Origin of the sequence: Streptomyces sp. SAI-127, from assembly GCF_029894425.1 — a bacterium.
In the GTDB taxonomy this organism is placed as follows: Bacteria; Actinomycetota; Actinomycetes; order Streptomycetales; family Streptomycetaceae; genus Streptomyces.
On record NZ_JARXYJ010000001.1, the window covers coordinates 6,347,299 to 6,367,296 of the forward strand.

The 19,998-nt window shown below is 69.8% G+C and carries 16 protein-coding genes; 9 read left to right on the forward strand and 7 right to left on the reverse strand.

What is annotated here, in order from left to right; genetic code table 11:
- Positions 1-49 precede the first annotated feature (49 nt).
- Positions 50-1,321 (forward strand): hypothetical protein, encoded by a 1,272-nt coding sequence (locus M2157_RS29245; protein ID WP_280858013.1) that lies wholly within the window; start codon positions 50-52, stop codon positions 1,319-1,321.
- Between the two features lie 99 nt (positions 1,322-1,420).
- Here the strand turns inward: M2157_RS29245 and M2157_RS29250 are convergent, their stop codons facing one another.
- The 6 genes from M2157_RS29250 to M2157_RS29275 form a co-directional block, all read right to left on the reverse strand.
- Positions 1,421-2,425, reverse strand: coding sequence for a LacI family DNA-binding transcriptional regulator (locus M2157_RS29250; protein WP_280866658.1), 1,005 nt, complete (start codon positions 2,423-2,425; stop codon positions 1,421-1,423).
- On the reverse strand, positions 2,425-4,674 hold the full coding sequence (gene yicI, locus M2157_RS29255; protein WP_280866659.1) for an alpha-xylosidase: 2,250 nt from the start codon (positions 4,672-4,674) through the stop codon (positions 2,425-2,427). The genes M2157_RS29250 and yicI overlap by 1 nt, the downstream gene beginning before the upstream one ends.
- Before the next feature lie 10 nt (positions 4,675-4,684).
- Positions 4,685-5,509: a carbohydrate ABC transporter permease gene (locus tag M2157_RS29260; RefSeq protein WP_280858010.1), complete on the reverse strand. Its 825-nt coding sequence runs from the start codon at positions 5,507-5,509 to the stop codon at positions 4,685-4,687.
- Positions 5,506-6,450, reverse strand: coding sequence for a sugar ABC transporter permease (locus M2157_RS29265; protein ID WP_280858009.1), 945 nt, complete (start codon positions 6,448-6,450; stop codon positions 5,506-5,508). The genes M2157_RS29260 and M2157_RS29265 overlap by 4 nt, the downstream gene beginning before the upstream one ends.
- Entirely contained in the window at positions 6,447-7,739 is a 1,293-nt protein-coding gene (locus tag M2157_RS29270; RefSeq protein ID WP_280858008.1) for an extracellular solute-binding protein, read from the reverse strand. Before M2157_RS29270 ends, M2157_RS29265 begins: the two co-directional genes overlap by 4 nt.
- Before the next feature lie 656 nt (positions 7,740-8,395).
- Positions 8,396-9,751: an MFS transporter gene (locus tag M2157_RS29275; protein WP_280866660.1), complete on the reverse strand. Its 1,356-nt coding sequence runs from the start codon at positions 9,749-9,751 to the stop codon at positions 8,396-8,398.
- Positions 9,752-9,834: 83 nt separating this feature from the next.
- Here M2157_RS29275 and M2157_RS29280 point away from each other — a divergent pair, with 83 nt between their 5' ends.
- The 8 genes from M2157_RS29280 (at position 9,835) to M2157_RS29315 (ending at position 19,273) form a co-directional block, all read left to right on the forward strand.
- Complete coding sequence (locus M2157_RS29280; protein WP_280866661.1) at positions 9,835-10,830, forward strand: LysR family transcriptional regulator; 996 nt, start codon at positions 9,835-9,837, stop codon at positions 10,828-10,830.
- Between the two features lie 385 nt (positions 10,831-11,215).
- Complete coding sequence (locus M2157_RS29285; RefSeq protein WP_280866662.1) at positions 11,216-12,010, forward strand: hypothetical protein; 795 nt, start codon at positions 11,216-11,218, stop codon at positions 12,008-12,010.
- A 309-nt stretch (positions 12,011-12,319) separates the two neighbouring features.
- Positions 12,320-12,466, forward strand: a complete 147-nt coding sequence (locus M2157_RS29290; RefSeq protein ID WP_280858004.1) for a hypothetical protein — start codon at positions 12,320-12,322, stop codon at positions 12,464-12,466.
- A complete protein-coding gene (locus M2157_RS29295) occupies positions 12,466-14,667 on the forward strand; it encodes a glycosyltransferase (RefSeq protein ID WP_280858003.1) in 2,202 nt (733 codons plus the stop codon). The genes M2157_RS29290 and M2157_RS29295 overlap by 1 nt, the downstream gene beginning before the upstream one ends.
- Positions 14,664-15,884: an acyltransferase gene (locus M2157_RS29300; RefSeq protein WP_280866663.1), complete on the forward strand. Its 1,221-nt coding sequence runs from the start codon at positions 14,664-14,666 to the stop codon at positions 15,882-15,884. Before M2157_RS29295 ends, M2157_RS29300 begins: the two co-directional genes overlap by 4 nt.
- 240 nt (positions 15,885-16,124) lie before the next feature.
- On the forward strand, positions 16,125-16,415 hold the full coding sequence (locus tag M2157_RS29305; protein WP_280866664.1) for a hypothetical protein: 291 nt from the start codon (positions 16,125-16,127) through the stop codon (positions 16,413-16,415).
- Positions 16,416-16,637: 222 nt separating this feature from the next.
- Positions 16,638-18,020: a nitrate/nitrite transporter gene (locus M2157_RS29310; RefSeq protein ID WP_280857982.1), complete on the forward strand. Its 1,383-nt coding sequence runs from the start codon at positions 16,638-16,640 to the stop codon at positions 18,018-18,020.
- 98 nt (positions 18,021-18,118) lie between these two features.
- A complete protein-coding gene (locus tag M2157_RS29315; protein ID WP_280857981.1) occupies positions 18,119-19,273 on the forward strand; it encodes a uroporphyrinogen-III synthase in 1,155 nt (384 codons plus the stop codon).
- 145 nt (positions 19,274-19,418) lie between these two features.
- On the opposite strand, the gene M2157_RS29320 is transcribed toward M2157_RS29315, so the two are convergent.
- Positions 19,419-19,916 carry an anthrone oxygenase family protein gene (locus M2157_RS29320; RefSeq protein ID WP_280857980.1) on the reverse strand — a complete coding sequence of 166 codons (498 nt, stop codon included), beginning with the start codon at positions 19,914-19,916 and terminating at the stop codon, positions 19,419-19,421.
- Positions 19,917-19,998: the final 82 nt, after the last annotated feature.

Here is a 19,998-nt window from a genome sequence, read left to right on the forward strand (position 1 = left end):
CCGCCGAGGGCGACTCCCTGTCGCCCTCGGCGCCTTCGTGAGGGAACCCATGCCGGAACAACGCGAGGCACGCTTCTGGAACTTCGACGGCGACTTCGGGATCAGTCTCCTGATCGCCACAGACCCCGTAGACGCGCCGACCGGTGACGTCGACGAGGCACGTGCCCTCAGAGACGACGCGCGGCTACTGCTGGACTCCTCCCTCCCCGACGAGGTCCTGCGCACCGTGTGGCGCGCCGCGTCGGCGGGCCATCGGGATCCCGGTACGGATCCCCGCAGCGCATTGCGGCGCATCGTCGAGAAGTGCGAGGAGGAGATCTCCGTCGGCGTGCCCGAACCCGAGCCCGGCGGCCCGACGGTCGTCGTGGACGAGAGTGCCATGAAGGAGAAGGTGCTGGCCGAAGTGCCGGCGGTCTCCGGCCTGCCCGCCGGACCGCAGGTCGCGTCCGCGCTGGCACGGGTCGTGGCCGACGTCGACGCCGATCTGGGCTTCCGGCTGTTTCTGCGGGTGCTGAAGGCGTACACGGTTCCAGTCGACCTGGAACGCTATGACCGGTACCGGGAGATCGGTGACGGATTCGGCTACCCGGCGCCACTGGTCCACCACGGACTCGCCGTGCGGTGGCCACGCTTCGACGATGCCTCGGTCCGGCGGCGGTTCGGGCGGGACTTCGGATTCTCCTTCATCGCCGGCCGCTTCCACGGGGATCTGTGGCAGCACTCGTACACGGTCGAGGAGGGAGTCCGCGGCGTCGTCGCCGACGAGGTGGGTGCCGTACCGGGTGCGTCCGCGTTCGCTCTGCTCCAGGACACCTCGCGACTGCAGCGCTCCCCCCTTCCCGATGACACCCTCACCCTGCTCTGGCAGGTGACTACGGGCCGGGGATACGACCTCGACGGGCTGAACGTCAGGCAGTGGCTGCACCACATCACGGACATCTGCACGGAACGTCTTCGCGAGATCGACCCCGGCTTCACCGCCGGCACCCCCGAGCTCGCCGACATGTCCCACCGGGACGTGGTACTGCGCGAACTGCGCGATACGGCCCCGGCGTTGACGAAGGCGGTGCACGACAGCCCATGGTTCGGCGCAGACACCAGCCCGTGGTTCGAACTGTCGGAACAGGCGGCGCCTGTCCTGGAACAGATCGTCACCCAGGTCGATCCCGATCTCGGTTTCCGCCTCCTGCTCAGGACCGTGCGGACCTACTCGGTACCGGTGACAGACGAACGCCTCATGAGGTATCTGGCACTCGGCAGGGAGTTCGGCTACGGCCGCCGCCACATCGCGGATCTCGTCGACTCGCTCCGGGAGGGGTGATCCCCCACCGGCCAGGACCGTCACCTATGGGCGACCCGCCTGGTGAGGACCCGTACTCGACCGATTACGGGCCCTCACCGTACGCCCTTCGCCGACGCGTCAGGAAACCGTCCGCCGCCCCGTGCTCGCCCGTTCCGTCATCCTCGGCGGCAGCAGTGTCGACTCCGGTACGGCCGTCCCGTCCAGCTTCTTCATCAGGAGCTCGACCGCTCGCGCGCCCACCTCCGCCGACGGCAGGGCCACCGAGGTGATCGGGACGCGGACCGACTCGGCCAGTTCGTCGGGGCAGATCGCGGTGACCGACAGGTCGGCCGGGACGCGCAGGCCCAGTTGCCCGAAGGCGTCGACCAGGGGTTGCAGCAGGGGTTCGTTGTGGACGACCACTCCCGTCAACGCAGGTTGCTCGCGCAGGAGTTGTTCGGCCACCTCGCGGGCGGCACCCGGCTCGCAGGGGTGGACCGTCGACGACATCCCGCAGCGGTCCGCGGCGGCCGTGAAGCCCTGGACCACGCTCTGCGCGAAGGCGGTCTGCCGGACGTAGACCTCCGGCGGGGAACCGACGAGGGCCACCACCCGGTGGCCCAGCCGCGCCAGATGCTCCACGCACGCCTCGCCCGCCGCCCTGAAGTCGAGGTCGATGCAGGTCAGACCCTCCGAGGAGGCCGGGAAACCGATCAGCACCGACGGCAGGTCCAGTGCGCGCAGCAACGGCAGCCGGGGATCCTCCAGCTGGACGTCCATCACGATCAGCGCGTCCACCATGGCCGTGTCCGCGACCCGCGTCAGTCCGTCCTCGCCCTCCTCCTGGGTCAGCAGCAGCACATCGTGGTCGTACCGCCGGGCAGTCGTCACCACCGACACCGCGAACTGCATCACGGTCGGGACGTGGATCCCGGCCCGCAAGGGTACGACCAGCGCCAGCACGTTCGACCGTCGGCCGGCCAGAGCTCGGGCGCCCGCGTGCGGTCGGTAGCCCAGCTCGCGGATGGCGTCCTCGACCCGCTGCCGGGTCTCCTCGGAGATCGGGCGCTTGCCGCTGAGGGCGTAGGAGACGGTGCTGGGGGAGACCCCGGCCCGCCGTGCCACATCGGTGATCTTCGCCATCAGCCCAGCTCCAGGGAGAGAAAGCCGGTCCCGGCCCGCGCCCGCGCCGCGCGCCCGCCCGCGGCCAGCACCCAGGGCGCCGACGGGTCACCGCAGGACGCCCGCAGCGTGTCCCCTTCGCGTACGACGGTGAAGGCGACCTCGCCGACCCGCACCGTGACCTGCTCGCCCCGCCCGAGCTCGTACGCCCGCAGGGTCACCCCGTCGGCGTGGTCGTAGTCGGGCCGGTCGTCCACCGCGCCGACCGGGAGCACGGCGCCCGGCCGCACCAGCAGCGGCACGCTCAGGAAGTCGTGCTTCTCGCGCACCCAGCGCGGTCCGGTCACCGTCTCGCCGGTCACGAAGTGGGTCCACGTGCCCTCGGGGACGTAGTAGGAGACCTCGCCCTCGTCGTTGAACACCGGCGCGACCATCAGGTCGGGGCCGAGCATGTACTGCCGCTCCAGATGCGCGCACCCGGGATCGTCCGGGAACTCCAGGACCATCGCCCGCATCACCGGCACGCCCTCGGCGTGGGCGGTGCGCGCGGCCTCGTAGAGGTACGGCATGAGCTTCAGCTTGAGGTGGGTGAAGTGCCGTAGGACGTCCACGGACTCCTCGTCGAACAGCCACGGCACCCGGTAGGAGGAGCTGCCGTGCAGACGGCTGTGGGAGGAGAGGAGTCCGAAGGCCAGCCAACGCTTGAACAGCGCCGGTGTCGGGGTGCCCTCGAAGCCGCCGATGTCGTGGCTCCAGAAGCCGAAGCCGGACAGGCCCAACGACAGCCCGCCGCGCAGTGACTCGGCCATCGACTCGTAGGTCGCCTCGCAGTCGCCGCCCCAGTGCACCGGGAACTGCTGGCTGCCCGCGGTCGCCGAGCGGGCGAAGACCACCGCCTCCTCCTCGCCGCGGTGCTTGCGCAGCACGTCGAAGACGGTCCGGTTGTAGAGGTAGGTGTAGTAGTTGTGCATCCGCTCCGGGTCGGAGCCGTCGGACCACTCCACGTCCAGCGGCACCCGCTCGCCGAAGTCGGTCTTGAAGCAGTCGACGCCCTGTGCGAGGAGCGCCTCCAGCTTGGCGGCGTACCAGTCGCGGGCGGCCGGGCTGGTGAAGTCGACCAGGGCCATGCCGGGCTGCCACAGGTCCCACTGCCACACGCTGCCGTCGGGGCGCCTGAGGAGATGGCCGAGCGCCTTGCCCTCCGCGAACAGGGGCGACCTCTGGGCGATGTACGGATTGATCCATGCGGAGACCCTGAGGCCCCGGGCGTGCAGGCGCGCGAGCATGCCCTCCGGGTCGGGGAAGACCCGCGGGTCCCACTGGAAGTCGCACCAGTTGAACTCGCGCATCCAGAAGCAGTCGAAGTGGAAGACGGAGAGGGGGAGTTCGCGCTCCCGCATGCCCTCGATGAAGGACGTCACGGTCTCCTCGTCGTACGACGTCGTGAAGGACGTCGACAGCCACAGACCGAAGGACCAGGCGGGCGGGAGGGCCGGGCGGCCGGTGAGGGCCGTGTACTTGCGGATGATCTCCTTCGGGCTCGGGCCGTAGATGACGTAGTACGTCAACTCCTGGGTCTCGGCGCTGAACTGCACCCGCGAGACCGCTTCCGAGCCCACCTCGAAGGAGACTTTGCCCGGGTGGTCGACGAAGACGCCGTAGCCCGCGTCCGTGAGGTAGAACGGGACGTTCTTGTAGGCCTGTTCGGTGGCCGTGCCGCCGTCGGCGTTCCAGATGTCGACGACCTGGCCGTTCTTCACCAGCGGCCCGAAGCGTTCGCCGAGGCCGTACACCGAGGTGCCCACGCCGAGGCCCAGCTGCTCGCGCAGGTAGTGGGCGCCCGACGCGTCCCGCATGATGCCCATGCCCTTCGGGCCGCTGCCGGTCAGCAGCCGGCCGCCCGCGAGGAAGTCGACCTGCCAGGTGTCCGTGCGGGCCACCCGGACCGACAGCGCACCGGAGGTGAGGGTGGCGTGCTCCTCGTCGTACTCCGTGTGAGCCGTGAAGTCCTCCTTGCGGACCTCGAATTGCGGCCCCTGCGGTTGCTCGCCCTCGAAGTGGGTGAAGGTGACGCCGATGACGTCGGGCAGCGGGGCATGGGCGCTGATCGTCACGACCGGTCCCTTCAACAGGTCGCCGCGGCGGCGGATGGGCTGGGTCGGCGCGAGGATGTCCAGCCGGCCGTCCGACGCGGCGACCTCGTGGACCTGGGCCGGATGCGCCGCGGTGACGCCCTCGCGCAGCAACCAGTAGCCGTCGGTGAACTTCACGTGGGGGTCCTTACTTGACGGCACCCACGGCGATACCGCGGGTGAGGGTTCGCTGGAAGACGAGGAAGAACACGATCGCGGGGAGCACCCCGAGCAGGGCGGCGGCGTTGGTCATCGTGGCGTCCATCAGACGCTGGCCCTGGAGGACGCCGAGGGCCACCGACACCGTCTGGTTGTCGTTCGAGATCAGCATGACCAGGGGGAGCAGGAACTCGTTCCAGGTCCAGATGAAGAAGAAGACCATCAGCACACCGAGGGTGGGGCGGCTGACGGGGACGACGATCCGCCACAGGACCTGCCACCTGTTCGCGCCGTCGATGCGGGCCGCCTCCAGGATCTCGCGGGGGAACTGGCCGAGGACCGCGGAGAGCAGATACGTGCCGAAGGCCGCCTGGATCACCGTGAACACGATGATCACGCTCAACCTCGTGTCGTAGAGGCCGACTTCCTTGCTCAGGTAGTAGACCGGGTAGACCAGCGCCTCCTGCGGCAGCATGTTCGCGAGGACGAAGAAGGCGAGGACCCAGGTGCGGCCCTTGATGCGGCCGATGCCGATCGCGTAGGCGTTCAGGACGGACAGGACCACGGCCAGTACCGCCACCGAGCCGCTGATCAGGACCGAGTTGACCAGTTTCTGTCCGAAGTCGACGCGTTCCCAGAAGTCCTTGATGCCGGTCGTGTACAGGCCGTCGGGGAGGCTGAGGGGGCCGTTCTGGGCGTACTCCGCGGGGGACTTGAAGGCGTTGACCGTGACGATCAGGAACGGCACGACCATGAACAGGGCCGCGAGGCACAGGGCGATCAGGACCGGGTAGCGGCGCAGGGCGGTGGTCATGAGTCCGTCCTCTCCTGGAGCCTCAGACCGATCAGGGAGAGCGCGAGGATGAGCACCGTCAGCACGGTGGAGATCGCGGCGCCGTAGCCGACCTGCGTCTTCTCGAAGAACGTGGTGAAGGAGAAGTAGGAGGGCACGTCGGTGGCGCCGCCGGGCCCGCCCTTCGTGAGCACGTACACCGCGCCGAACACCTTGAGCGCGGCGATCGAGCACCAGGTGAGGACGACGTAGATCTCCGGCCGGATCTGGGGCAGCGTGATGTGCCAGAAGCGGCGCCACCAGCCGGCGCCGTCCAGTTCGGCCGCCTCGTACAGCTGGGGGTCGACGCGCTGCAGACCCGCCATGAAGACGACCAGCGGGAAGCCCAGTTGGACCCAGACCATGACGCCCATGACGCTGTAGAGCGCGAGATCGGGATCGCCCAGCCAGTCCTGCTGCCAGGAGCCGAGGCCGATCGCCTTCAGGAGCGCGTTGAGCGAGCCGTCGTCCGGGGCGAGGATCCAGCTCCAGACGATGCCGGCGACCGCGATCGGCAGCACCTGGGGGAGGTAGAAGCAGGCGCGGAGAACGGCGGCCGTTCTGGATCCGAAGTGCTTGCCGACGTAGTCGAACAGGGCGGCGGCGAGGACCAGTCCGAGGGCCGTGGGGATCGCCGCCATCGCCACGACCATGAACAGGCTGTGCCGGAAGGACGCCCAGAACTCGGAATCGTCCATCAGCTCGCGGTAGTTGGCGAGCCCCGACCACTCGGGGGAGCCCACGCCCTGCCAGTCCGTGAAGCTCACGTACGTGTTCATCACGAACGGCAGGACGATGACCGCGAGGAAGGCGAGGGCGCCCGGTAGGAGGAAGAGGGCGTAGGAGTCGCGGGGGCGGCGCGGGGGCCGTACGGCGGCGCCCTTGCCGGCCGCCCGCGCACTCCGCTCGACGGTCACCGTCATTGCTTCGGCGCGCCCTTGTCGTAGGCCTCCTGGAGATCGCTGAGGTAGCCGTCGGGCTTCTCGCTGCCCGTGATCAGCTTCTGGGTCCCGGAGACGAGGACGTCGTAGAAGCCGGGTACCGGCCAGTCGGGGTAGAAGGCCAGGCCGTCGTTCTTGGAGAGGGTGTTGAAGTCGTCGATCAGGGTCTTCGACTGGGGGTCGGTGATGGCGGAGGCGTCGGCCGCGACCGGGACGCCGCCGGAGTTGCCGAGCAGGTTCTGGATCTTCTTCGACATGGTGATGTCGATGAAGTCGTAGGCGAGGTCCTTGTTCTTCGAACCCTTCGGTACGACCCAGAGGTTGCCGCCGGAGCCGAGGGTGAGCTTCGAGTCGGGCCACCGGAAGGTGCCCCAGTCGAACTTGTTGTCCGTCTTGAAGCGGCCGTACCACCAACTGCCGGAGAACAGGATCGGCGCCTTGCCGGAGGTGAAGGAGACACCGGCGGCCTCTTCGTTCTGGCCGCTGGAGGACTTGCTGAAGTAGCCCTTCTTCACCCAGTCGGCGAAGGTCTCGGCGCCGTACGTCCAGGCCGCGTCGTGGAAGTCCGTCCTGCCCTTGTAGAGCTGGTAGGCGTCGACCCACGAGCGGTCGGCCTTCGACAGCGCCAGCTGGTAGAGGTACTGCTGGGCCGGGTAGGCGGCGCCGCCGTTGGCGAGGGGGGTGACCTTGTTCTCGACGAACGTGTCCATCGCGGCGGTCAGTTCGTCGAACGTCTTCGGCTCGGCGATGCCGTACTTCTTGAAGAGGTCCTTGTTGTAGTAGACCAGCGTGTACTCGGCGTAGTTGGGGACGCCGTACCACTTGCCGGTGCCCATCACGCCGTTGGTGTCGTAGAGGCTCGTCGTGCGCACGCTCGGGCTGAGCTTCTTGTCCCAGCCGCGCTTGGCCGCCTCTTCCGTGAGGTCGGTGAGCAGGCCTTGCTTGGAGAGCAGGCCAGCGGTCGCGTTGCCCTTGTTGTACTCCATGAGGTCGGGCGCGTCCGAGGAGTTGAGGACCATCGGGGCGGTCTTCTGGATCTGGTCGAAGCTCTTCTCCTCGAACTCCACCTTCACACCGGGGTGCGTCGCCTCGAACTCCTTGATCGCCTCCTTCCAGGCGATGCCCATCGCGCTGGTCGGACCCTCGTAGTGCCAGAGCCTGAGTGTCTTGCCGTCGGAGGACCCGCCGTCCGAGTCCCCGCAGGCTGTCAGCAGCAGCGATCCGCTCAGGATCACCGCCGCCCCCACCACACGCCTTCGTACCGTCAACATCCCGTACCTCCGGGGAGTCGGATGGTGCTTCGGGCCGGGCGCCACGCAGGGGTCGTCGATTCGACTCGATTCGACGACCCCTGTCGAAGCGCTTCGACGAAGGAACGTATGTGGCGCCTTTGAAGGTCGTCAATGGGTTATGCAGGATCAGGTGAAGCGATTCGACGATCTGGGGTGGGGTGAGGGGTGGTCGGGGGTGCTGGGGTGGGGCGGGGGTGGGAGGTGGTCGGGTGTTCGGGTGTTGGGAGTGCTGGTGTGGGTGGCAGGGTCGGCGCGAGGGTGGTCGTCAGGGCCGTTGCGGCTGGTGGTCGGGGTGCTGCGGCGGGCCGTGGGCGGGAAAGCTCGATCATCTGGCCGTTGGGTGTGCTGCCTGGGGGGCATTGTCGCGGCGATGGTGATCGTGGTGCCGTAGTCGGCCGGGGGCGAGGGTGCTCGTCCGTCCGGTCGTCGGGTGGGCTGGTGTGGGTGGTTCGGTCGGAATAGGGGTGCTTGTCAGGGCTGGGGCGTGGTGGGTCGTGGGCGAGGGGGCTCGATCGTCTGGCCGTCGGGGTTACTGCTGCGGGTGGCCGGGGGCATCGTCGCGGTGGTGATCGTGGTGCCGTGGTCGGCCGGGGGGCGAGACGTGGTCGGCTGTCCGGTTGGCGCGAGGGTGATCATCAGGGCCGCGGCCCTGATCGGGGCGCTGTAGTGAGGCGAGTGCGAGAAGTGCTCGACCGTCCGGCCGACACGAGCGCGGTCATCAAGGCCGCGGCCGCCGCTGTGATCGGGACGCCGTAGGCCGCCGTCGGCGAGATGTGTTCCGCTGTCCAGCCGCCGGCCGCGCTGCCGCAGGCGATTCCGCCGAGCAGGCCGGTCACCGCGAGGGTCATGCCCTCGTTGAGGCGGCCGGGCGGGGTGCGCCGTTGGATCAGGGTCATCCCGGTGACCATCGTCGGCGCGGTCGCCATCCCGGCGATCAGCAGCGCGGCCGCCAGGGCGAGCAGGGAACCGGTGACGGAGGCGGCCAGCAGGGGGAGCGTCAGCAGGGTCGTCATGGCGGCGATGCACCACACGTACCGGTCCTCTGCGGATCCGGTCCGTCGTATCGCCCCGTAGACCAGCCCCGCCGCGCACGACCCGGCCGCCTGCAGCGCGAGCACGACCCCGGCCGCCGAGCGGTGTCCCTGGGCGTCGGCGAAGGCGATGGTGACGACCTCCATGGAGCCGAAGACGGCACCCATGGCCAGGCAGACGGCGAGCAGGGGCGGGATGCCGGGGGCGCGGAAGGGCGCCTTCGAAAGGCCGCGCTTCCGCACCGGCGGTTCCGTCGAACGCTGCGCGGCGAACACCAGCACGCCCGTCACCAGCAGCACCACTCCAACCAGCGTGCCCGCCTCCGGGAAGAACGCCGTGCACAGGAAGGCCGCGAGGACCGGGCCCAGCATGAAGCACGCCTCGTCCACGGCCTGCTCGAAGGAGTTCGCGACATGGAGGGACTCCTCGTCGCCGCCGAGGAGGTGGGCCCAACGGGCACGGGACATGCCCCCGAGGTTGGGAGTGGTGGCGGTGGCGGCGTACGACACGAAGAGCGTCCACGCCGGTGCGCCGAGGCGGACGCACAGCACCAGCGCCAGCGAACCCAGCGCGGCGAGGGCCGTGGCCGGTACGGCGATCTTGGCTTGTCCATGTCGGTCTACGAGCCGCGCGGTCCACGGGGCGACCCCCGCCGTCGCCGCGAGCCCCGTCGCGGTGACGGCGCCGGCGAGGGCGTACGACCCACGCGTCCCGGCGATCATGACGACCGCGCTGACGCTGAACATGCCCATGGGCAGGCGGGCGAAAAGATTCCCGATGGTGAAGGCGCGGGCTCCGGGGGTGGCGAGAAGACGGCGGTAGGGACCGGGGTCGCGCGGGGCCCGTGGACTTCGAGTGCTTCGTGGGTTTCGTGTGTTTCGCGGTCTTCGTGGACTGAAGTCGGCGATGACGAGGGCGTCGGCGGTCGTGGTGAACATCGGTCGGTCCGGTTGCGGCATGCGCCTACCGTCGCGCGGAGACGATCAAGGGGTCCAACACCTTCTCCGTACCGATTCACGCACCTGTGTTGTAAGTTCGCCCGGTGTCCGCGCCCAGCCCGAGCCCCGGCCCCCGCTCCCACCACCTCGACCCGCGTCTCCTGCGCGCCTTCCTCACCGTCGCCGAGGAGCTCCACTTCACGCGCGCGGCGGCCCGCCTCTACGTCGCCCAACAAGCCCTCAGTCGCGATGTGCGGCGCCTGGAAAGGGAGTTGGGTGCGGAGCTGTTCGTGCGTACGACCCGGCAGGTGACGCTGACCGGCGACGGCGAGCGGCTGGTGCCGTACGCCCGCCGGGCCCTGGACGCCCAGGACGAGCTGCTCGCCGCCTTCGCGCAGGCCCGCCCGCTGCTCGTGGACCTGAACTTCCCCGACCAGGCCACCGCCCGCGCCGTGCTGCTGCGGGCCCGGGAACTCGCCCCCGACCAGGAGCTGATGGCCCGCTACGAGAGCGGGCTGACCGGCGCCGCGGGGGAGCTGCTGGCTGGTCGCCTGGACGCGTCCTTCGGCCGGTTCGCCGGTCTCGACCCGGCGCTGCGGGCAGGCCTGGACCACCAGCCCGTGCGCCTCGAGCCCATGGCCGTCGTCCTGCCCGAGGACCACCCGCTGGCCTCCCTGGATCGGGTGCCGCTCGCCGCCCTGGAGGGCGAGACCGTGTACGCGGGGGCCGGAAATCCGCGTACTCCGGAATGGACCGATCTCGCTCGTCGGCTGTTCGAAGGGCGGGGTATCGACATCGCCCCGCCGGCCCCGCTCGCGGTCGGCGACGAGGAGTTCCAGCGGATCATGGCGAAGACCCGGAATCCGATTCTCGCGGTCGTGGATTTTCCGGCCATGCCCGCCACCGTGCTGCGTCCGCTGGTCGACCCGGTACCGCTGTCGCCCGTGTCGCTGGTGTGGCGCAGGGGTCTGGCGCATCCCGCTTTCGACGCCCTCCGGCGCGCCGCAATCGAAATTTCCGTCGAACATGACTGGCTTCGCCGGCCCGCCGATGGATGGGTTCCAGCCACCGATGAGCTCGATATGAACATCCACAAATGACACGTGGCAAACACACTTCCTCCGTGTGCGCTACATTCGTGTCCTGAGCACGGTGTGGTAAGGGGGGCGCTCGGACCGGGTGGGGGCCCGGTTCAGCCGACGTGTGCTCAAGGTCGACAGCGCGCCCAGATCAGCCCGTGGGGGGATGTGCGTGCGCGTGAAGAACGTAAAAAAGTGGCGGGAAGACGCCCAACCGGAATGGCCCGAGGCTGCATCAGGCACCCAGGACATACCGACAGCTGGGGGCACTGCCCAGACGTTTTCAGAAACCGGCGAAACCGGCACAACCGGAGTCACGGCCGACGACGGGAACCGGGACTTCCCCGGGGCCCCGAGAGCGGACCGTGGCCAGGGTGTCCCGGAGCCGGCCGGCCGCAGAGCCGTCGTGCGCGATCCGTGGGACGAGTCCGGCAGCGGTGCCGGTCAGACACACGACCCGCACGAGGTGACCATCCAGCTCGACGGGATCGGCCTGAACGGCGACGAGCGCATCGAGGGCCGCCCCGGAGGCGAGGGCGGGTCCGAGAGCTCCGACGGCCCGGTGTTCGTCGACGAGTCGGGCCGGCGCAGCCGCCGCTTCCGCCGTATCGGCATCGCCGTGGGCCTGGCCTGCGCGGTCTACGCCGTCGTCATCGTCGTCACCCTGCTGTCCGGCAACTCCAACGCGCCCTGGCTCCCGGTGACCGGCCCGAAGGACGACGTCCCGGCCGGCAAGGTCGACACCAGTCCGATGCCCGCGGAGTCCGCCCTGCCCTCCGCCACCGCGGGGGTGATCCCGGGGGCCACCCCGACGGTCAGCGGCGGGGTGACACCGTCTCCCGGGGCCAGTGGCACCGCGCCCGGCGCCACCGCGAGCCCGGGCAAGCCGGGGACGTCCGTCGGTCCGTCGGCGACCGCAACCCAGCCCGGCGGCAACCCGTCGGGCGGCGCCGATCCCTCGACGCAGCCGACCCAGTCGGTCACCCCGCCGCCCAGCCCCTCGGTCACGCCGCCCGTCACCACCAGCCCCGACCCCTCGGTCGCCCCGACCGAGACCACGGGCGGCGGCAGCGCCGGCCCCGGCACGGTGGCCGACGGCCCGCCCTCACCCGCGCCCGTGGCATCGGAGACCCCCGGTACGCCGGCTCCCGCGCCATCCGGCGCCCCGCTGTCGTCCCCGTCTCCGGAGCAAGTTCTGTGATGCCCTTCCGCAGTCGCCGCGCAGGGGCCGTATCTGGGGCCTTCGCTGGCTCGGCCGCTTTATCGCCTGTCGTGTCGGAGATTTCCGGTGCGCTGGCTTCCGCGCCTTCCGGCGTCCCGCTGTCCTCCTCGTCTCCGGAGCAAGTTCTGTGATGCCCTTCCGCAGTCGCCGCGCAGGGGCCGCGTCTGGGGCCTTCGCCGGCCCGCCCTCGGCGGCGTCCTCGGCCGTCGTGTCGGAGATTTCCGGTACGACGGACCCCGAGCCTTCCGGCGCCCCGCTGTCGTCCCCGTCTCCGGAGCACCTTCTGTGATGCCCGCCCGCAATCGCCGCGCGGGGGTCTTCGCCGGCCCGCCCTCGGCCGCCTCCTCGGCCGTCGCGTCGGAGACCTCCGGCACCTCGGCTCCCGCGCCTTCCGGCGCCCCGCTCTCCTCCCCGTCCCCGGAGTACGTCCTCTAATGGCATCCCGAACCCGCCGCCCGGGGGCCGCACCAGGAGCCCCCGACGGCTCCAGGCGCCGTCGCCTGCCCATGCGCCTGCTGCTGCCCGTGCTCGTCCTCGTCGCCCTGATGGCGATGCTGATGCTGCGCGGCTACGTCCACAGCGAGATCCTCGCCGACCACCGCATCCAGTCCGAGGCCTCCACCGACAAGGTGCCGGAGAAGATCCTCGACGGCGGCCCGGTGATCGACACCCGCAGCGGCCGCACCACCAGCCTGAAGATGCCGGACCACCGGCTCGTCCTCACCTTCGACGACGGTCCCGACCCGATCTGGACCCCCAAGGTCCTGGACGTCCTCAAGAAGCACCACGCGCACGCGGTCTTCTTCGTCACCGGCACCATGGCCTCCCGCTATCCGGACCTGGTCAAGCGCATCGTCGACGAGGGCCACGAGATCGGGCTGCACACCTTCAACCACCCCGACCTGACCTTCCAGTCCAAGAAGCGCATCGACTGGGAGCTGTCCCAGAACCAGCTCGCCCTCGCCGGCGCGGCCGGTATCCGCACCTCGCTCTTCCGCCCGCCGTACTCCTCCTTCGCCGACGCCATGGACAACAAGTCCTGGCCGGTCACCGAGTACATCGGCACCCGCGGCTACATCACCGTCGTCAACAACACCGACAGCGAGGACTGGCGCAAGCCCGGCGTCCAGCAGATCCTGCGCAACGCCACGCCGAAGAACGGCAAGGGCGCGATCGTGCTGATGCACGACTCCGGCGGTGACCGCCACCAGACGGTCCAGGCGCTCGACCGGCTTCTGCCCGACATGCAGGACAAGGGCTACGAGTTCGACAACCTCACCGAGGCACTCGACGCGCCCACCGCGCACACCGCCGTCGCCGGCCCCGAGCTGTGGAAGGGCAAGGCGTGGATCTTCCTGGTCCAGGCCTCCGAGCACATCACCGACGTCCTCGTCGTCGGTCTCTCGATCATCGGCTCCCTGGTCATCGGCCGCTTCGTCCTCATGCTGCTGCTCTCGGGCATCCACGCCCGCCGGGTGCGCCGCAAGGACTTCCGCTGGGGAGAACCGGTCACCCGGCCGGTGTCGGTGCTGGTCCCGGCGTACAACGAGGCCAAGTGCATCGAGAGCACCGTCCGTTCACTGATGGCGAGCGAGCACCCCATCGAGGTGCTCGTCATCGACGACGGTTCGAGCGACGGCACCGCCCGGATCGTCGAGGCGATGGGCCTGCCGAACGTCCGGGTCGTACGCCAGCTGAACGCGGGCAAGCCCGCGGCGCTGAACCGCGGTCTGGCGAACGCCCGTCACGACATCATCGTGATGATGGACGGCGACACCGTCTTCGAACCGTCCACGGTCCGCGAGCTCGTGCAGCCCTTCGGCGACCCGGGCGTGGGAGCCGTGGCCGGCAACGCCAAGGTCGGCAACCGGGACTCCCTGATCGGCGCCTGGCAGCACATCGAGTACGTGATGGGCTTCAACCTCGACCGCCGGATGTACGACGTCCTGCGCTGCATGCCGACGATTCCCGGCGCGGTCGGGGCTTTCCGCCGCTCCGCTCTGGAACGCGTCGGCGGCATGAGCGACGACACGCTCGCCGAGGACACCGACATCACGATGGCCATGCACCGGGACGGCTGGCGTGTGGTCTACGCGGAGAAGGCGCGCGCCTGGACAGAGGCACCGGAATCGGTGCAACAGCTCTGGTCCCAGCGCTACCGGTGGTCGTACGGCACCATGCAGGCGATCTGGAAGCACCGGAAGGCACTGGTGGACCGGGGCCCGTCGGGCCGCTTCGGCCGCGTCGGCCTGCCCCTGGTCTCCCTGTTCATGGTGGTGGCCCCGCTGCTGGCCCCGCTGATCGACGTATTCCTTTTGTACGGCGTCGTGTTCGGCCCGACCGAGAAGACGATCGTGGCCTGGCTGGGCGTCCTCGCGATCCAGCTGGTCTGCGCCGCCTACGCGTTCCGGCTGGACCGGGAACGCATGACGCACCTGATCTCGCTGCCGTTGCAGCAGATCCTCTACCGCCAGCTCATGTACGTCGTGCTGCTCCAGTCCTGGATCACGGCCCTCACCGGAGGCCGCCTGCGCTGGCAGAAGCTGCGCCGCACGGGGGTCGTCGAGGCACCGGGCGGACCGGTGGCGAGGCAGCGGACGCGCGATGGCAGTGACGAGCGGAGGCCGGTCGGATGACGCAGGAGTACACGGCGGGGCAACGGGAGCAGCACCAGGTGGTTCCTGCGCCCAAGGCGCCCGGCCGGGACCGCTATCTGGACCTTCTCCGCTCCCTGGCCCTGGTCCGAGTCGTCCTCTACCACCTCTTCGGCTGGGCGTGGCTGACCGTCCTGTTCCCGTCGATGGGCGTGATGTTCGCGCTGGCGGGCTCACTGATGGCGCGTTCGCTGAACAGGCCGGCCCTGAGCGTGATCAGGGGCCGTGTCCGCCGACTCCTGCCGCCCCTCTGGGCGTTCGGCGCGGTGGTGCTGCCGCTGATGTTCATAGGCGGCTGGAAGCTCTCCGAGGACCCGGACCACAGCGGCACCTGGGGCCTGCTGGAGATGATCAACTACGTCATCCCGATCGGGGCGCCGCCGTACCCCTGGGAGGTCGGCTTCCCGAAGGACCTGCTGGAGAGCACGTGGGCGGATCAGGCGGTGGGCCCGCTGTGGTACCTCCGCGCGTATCTGTGGTTCGTGCTGGCCTCCCCGCTGCTGCTGTGGGCGTTCCGCAGGGTGCCGTGGGCGACCCTGCTGGCACCGCTGGCCCTGACGGCCGTGGTGGGCACGGGACTGGTGACGATCCCTGGCGAGCTGGGCAACGCGGTCACCGACTTCGCGGTCTACGGCAGCTGCTGGGTCCTGGGTTTCGCGCACCACGAAGGGGTGCTGGCGAAGGTCCCGCGCTACCTCGCCGTCTCCGGTTCGGTGATGGTGATGGCCTTCGCCCTGTGGTGGGCGTCCGGCCATCTGGGCCCCGAGGGCTGGGACCTGAACGACATCCCGCTGGCCCAGGCGGCCTGGTCCTTCGGTTTCGTGGTGATCCTGCTCCAGTACTCGCCGTCCTGGCAGGAGCTGCCGGGCCGGCTGGCCCGCTGGGACAAGCTGGTGACCCTCTCCAACAACCGGGCCGTCACGATCTACCTCTGGCACAATCTGCTGATCATGGCCACGGTCCCGATCATCGACCTGGCCTACCGCCTCCCCTTCATGCAGAGCGACCGCGCGGTCGCCGCGCTCGACGCGACGGACATGCTCTGGATGTTCTTCCTGGTGTGGCCGTTGATCGGACTCGCGATCCTGGCGTTCGGCTGGATCGAGGACCTGGCGGCGAAGCGCAGGCCGAGGCTGTGGCCGAACGGGTCACGGCGGGGCCGGGTGGCGCCCGCGGAGACCGTGCGACACGCGTCCTGACGGCTCCGGGCTCCGTCCCGGTCATTCGAGGCGGGTGGGGGCGCCGCCGGGACCACAGGCACCCCGGTCCACCGTCGATCACGAACCCCGCCCCGTCGGGCCGGCGCGCTCAGGACCCCGGATCATGGCACGCGGCGTGGCCATTCACCGGAGCGGGAGGCGAGCTTGACGGAACCGAGGTCAGCAGTGGATGCCGCCCCGCCCACTACAGAGACGGACGGAAGCGCGAGCACGTTCTCCATGGCGATGCGCGCCCTCGTCGACCGCGGCCTGCCCCAGGATGTGATCGACGTCCACGTGGCCTGTCGGTACTACTCCGTGATCGAGCTCGAGCAGCTGGGCAAGTTCGATCTCGTCGAGCTGCGCGACCGGCTGGAGAGCGTCGTATGGGTCAGTGATGAGGAGTTCGCGGCGTATGGGCTCACCCACGAAGACGTCGCTGAGCTGCGGCGATGGGCCCTGGAGTGGGAGTCCGACCTCGGACTGCGGATCCTCGAGGACTACGACGACCCCGAGGACGCCGACGACTGAAGCGGTACCCTGCGGCGTGGACCGGCTCTCACACTGCGGTCCCCCCGGAGCGGAGCTGTTCGTAACACAAAGACCCCAGGACCTCTCATCCCGCCCCCCGCCGGGGTGAGAGCAAAGTTCCTTTCCGGTCACCCGGTGCCACAGGCAGGAAACGCGTCCTCCCTACCTTCGGGATCAGCCACTCGTAGCAGGACCTGAGCCCCGTCGCACCGTGGAGGCGTCATGACAGCCCCTAGTACAGCCCCCGCACCCCCGAGCAGGGGCGGCCGCTGGATCCAGCAGTGGGATCCGGAGGACGAGACCTTCTGGAAGGAGACCGGAGAGAAGGTCGCCAAGCGGAACCTGCTCTTCTCGGTTCTCTCCGAGCACATCGGGTTCTCGATCTGGACCATGTGGTCCGTGCTGGTGCTCTTCATGGGCCCGGAGTACGGGCTCACGCCGGCGGACAAGTTCCTGCTGACGTCGATGGTCACCCTGGTCGGAGCCGTCGTCCGCGTCCCCTACACCTTCGCCGTCGCGATCTTCGGCGGACGGAACTGGACGATCATCTCGGCCGGCCTCCTGCTCGTCCCCACCGTCGCCGCGTTCGCGGTGATCGAGCCGGGGACCTCGTTCAACACCTTCCTGTTGGTCGGCCTGCTGGCCGGTATCGGCGGCGGCAACTTCGCCTCGTCCATGACCAACATCAACGCGTTCTTCCCCCTCCGTAAGAAGGGGTGGGCCCTCGGGCTCAACGCCGGCGGCGGCAACATCGGCGTCCCGGTCATCCAGCTGGTCGCCCTCGCGATCATCGGCGCCAGCGGTGGTCCCCGGGTGCTGCTCGGGATCTACATCCCGTTCATCGTCGTCGCCGCCGTTCTCGCCGCGCTCTTCATGGACAACATCGAGAACGTGAAGAACGACACCGGCGCCGCCAAGGACGCCGTGAAGGACGCGCACACCTGGATCATGTCCTTCCTCTACATCGGCACCTTCGGCTCCTTCATCGGCTACAGCTTCGCCTTCGGGCAGGTGCTGACCAACCAGTTCGGCCGGACCCCGCTGGAGGCGGCGTACGTCACCTTCATCGGCCCGCTGCTCGGCTCCCTGATCCGTCCCCTGGGCGGCTGGCTGGCCGACAAGTACGGTGGCGCGAAGATCACGCTGTACAACTACGTCGGCATGGGCGTGGCGACCGCGGTCCTCATCGCCGCCAGCATGGAGAAGTCGCTGGCCCTGTTCACCGTCGCGTTCGTGGTGCTGTTCGTCCTCACCGGCCTCGGCAACGGCTCGACGTTCAAGATGATCCCCGGCATCTTCCAGACCAAGGCGCTGGCCAAGGGCCTGGAGGGTGAAGCGGCCGCCGCTTACGGACGCCGTCTCTCCGGCGCCTCCATGGGCCTGATCGGCGCGGTCGGCGCACTCGGCGGCGTCGGCATCAACCTCGCCTTCCGTCAGTCCTTCCTCTCCTACGGCTCCGGAACCGGCGCGTTCGTCGCCTTCCTCGCCTTCTACGCCGCCTGCTTCGTGGTCACCTGGGCCGTATACCTTCGCCGCTCGGCCGCCAAGGGCCAGGCCACGACCGCCTCCGAGGCGAAGCCGCAGCTCAGCTACGCGGAGGTGTGACGTAACACTGGCGACATAAAGCGGAACCGAGCCTGTCACGAGCCGTTGACAGGCTCGGTCGGCATGTAGGTCAGACGACAGACTGCGGGACGACAGCCATGTACGACGAACAGCAGGCAGCAGAGCAACACGGCCCCCTCGCGGGGTTCACCGTGGGAGTCACCGCCGCGCGCCGAGCAGACGAGCTCGGTGCGCTGCTCCAGCGCCGCGGGGCCGCCGTACTGCACGCGCCGGCCCTGCGGATCGTGCCTCTCTCCGACGACAGTGAACTGCTGGCGGCGACGAAGGATCTGATCGACCAGGCGCCCGATGTCGTGATCGCCACGACCGCCATCGGTTTCCGGGGGTGGGTCGAGGCCGCCGACGGGTGGGGCCTCGGTGAGGCGCTCCTCGACCGGCTGCGCGAGGTGGAGCTGCTCGCGCGCGGGCCGAAGGTCAAGGGGTCCATAAGGGCCGCCGGGCTGACGGAGGACTGGTCGCCGTCGTCCGAGTCCATGGCCGAGGTGCTGGACCGGCTGCTGGAGGAGGGTGTCGAGGGGCGCCGGGTCGCCATTCAGCTGCACGGGGAGCCGTTGCCCGGGTTCGTGGAGGCTCTGCGGGCCGCGGGAGCGGAGGTCGTGGGGGTGCCCGTGTACCGGTGGATGCCACCGGAGGACCTCGCGCCGATGGACCGGCTGCTGGATGCGGCTGTCTCGCGGGGGCTGGACGCGGTGACCTTCACGAGCGCGCCCGCCGCGGCTTCCCTTCTCTCCCGGGCCGAGGACCGGAGTCTGCTTCCGGAGCTGCTCGCCGCTCTCCACCACGATGTGCTGCCGGCGTGTGTCGGGCCGGTGACCGCCTTGCCGTTGCAGGCGCGGGGGGTGGACACGGTGTCGCCCGAGCGCTTCCGGCTCGGGCCGCTGGTGCAGTTGCTGTGCCAGGAGCTTCCCGGGCGGGCCCGGTCGTTGCCCATCGCCGGCCACCGGGTGGAGATCCGGGGACACGCGGTGCTGGTCGACGGGATGCTGCGGCCGGTGCCGCCGGCGGGGATGTCCTTGCTGCGGGCGCTGTCCCGGCGGCCGGGCTGGGTGGTCTCGCGGGCGGAGCTGCTGCGTGCGCTGCCGGGCGCCGGGCGGGACGAGCACGCGGTGGAGACGGCGATGGCCCGTCTCCGTACGGCCCTGGGGGCGCCGAAGCTGATCCAGACGGTGGTGAAGCGGGGGTACCGGCTGGCACTGGACCCGGCCGCCGACACCAAGTACGCGGACGTCTAGCCGGCGCCTCGGCAGGCAACGTTCGCCCGGTCGGGAGCGGCGTCTTGGGGGTCCCCCCCCGCGAGCCCAGCCGAGCGGGCTCCCCGTGCGGCGAGAGGGTGTCCGGGCGTCGCGACGAGGCGGACGCCGCCTGCGGAAGCGCCGGCTAGTCGACCCTCGCGGCACGGCTGCCCGTGGCCTTCACCAGAAGGCCCAGCGCCACCGTCAGCAGCACCGCCCGCACCACGTTCCACGCCACCCAGGGATCCTCGAACTCCTCACGCAGAGCGCGGGGGTCGCCGCTGCCCGCGAGGTGGTCGTTGAGGGGGACGTTGAAGACGACGGTGACCAGGAACGCCAGGGCGGAGGCCGCCAGGGCCGCCCACACCCACCACCGGTTGCGGCTGCCCCGGGCCTGCCAGGCCGCCACCGCCGTGAGGGCCGGTGCGCCCAGGAAGCTCAGGAAGAACACCGGGTTCTGGATGACCTCGTTGATGTCGCGCATCACGGTGACGTAGACGCGGTCGTCGCTGCGCGCCAGGCCCGGCATGACGGCGCACGCGAAGACGTAGAAGGCCCCGGCGATCAGGCCCGTGGCGACCGTGGCCGCGCCCAGTACGCATCGGCTGACTACGGATCGGCTGCTCCCGCTGCTCTGTGTCATGTCTCCAGTCAAGGGCCCCGCCCATCGCGCCGACATGGCCGAGACGCGCCGCCGCATACGTGCGCGTCCAGGCATCGCTCCC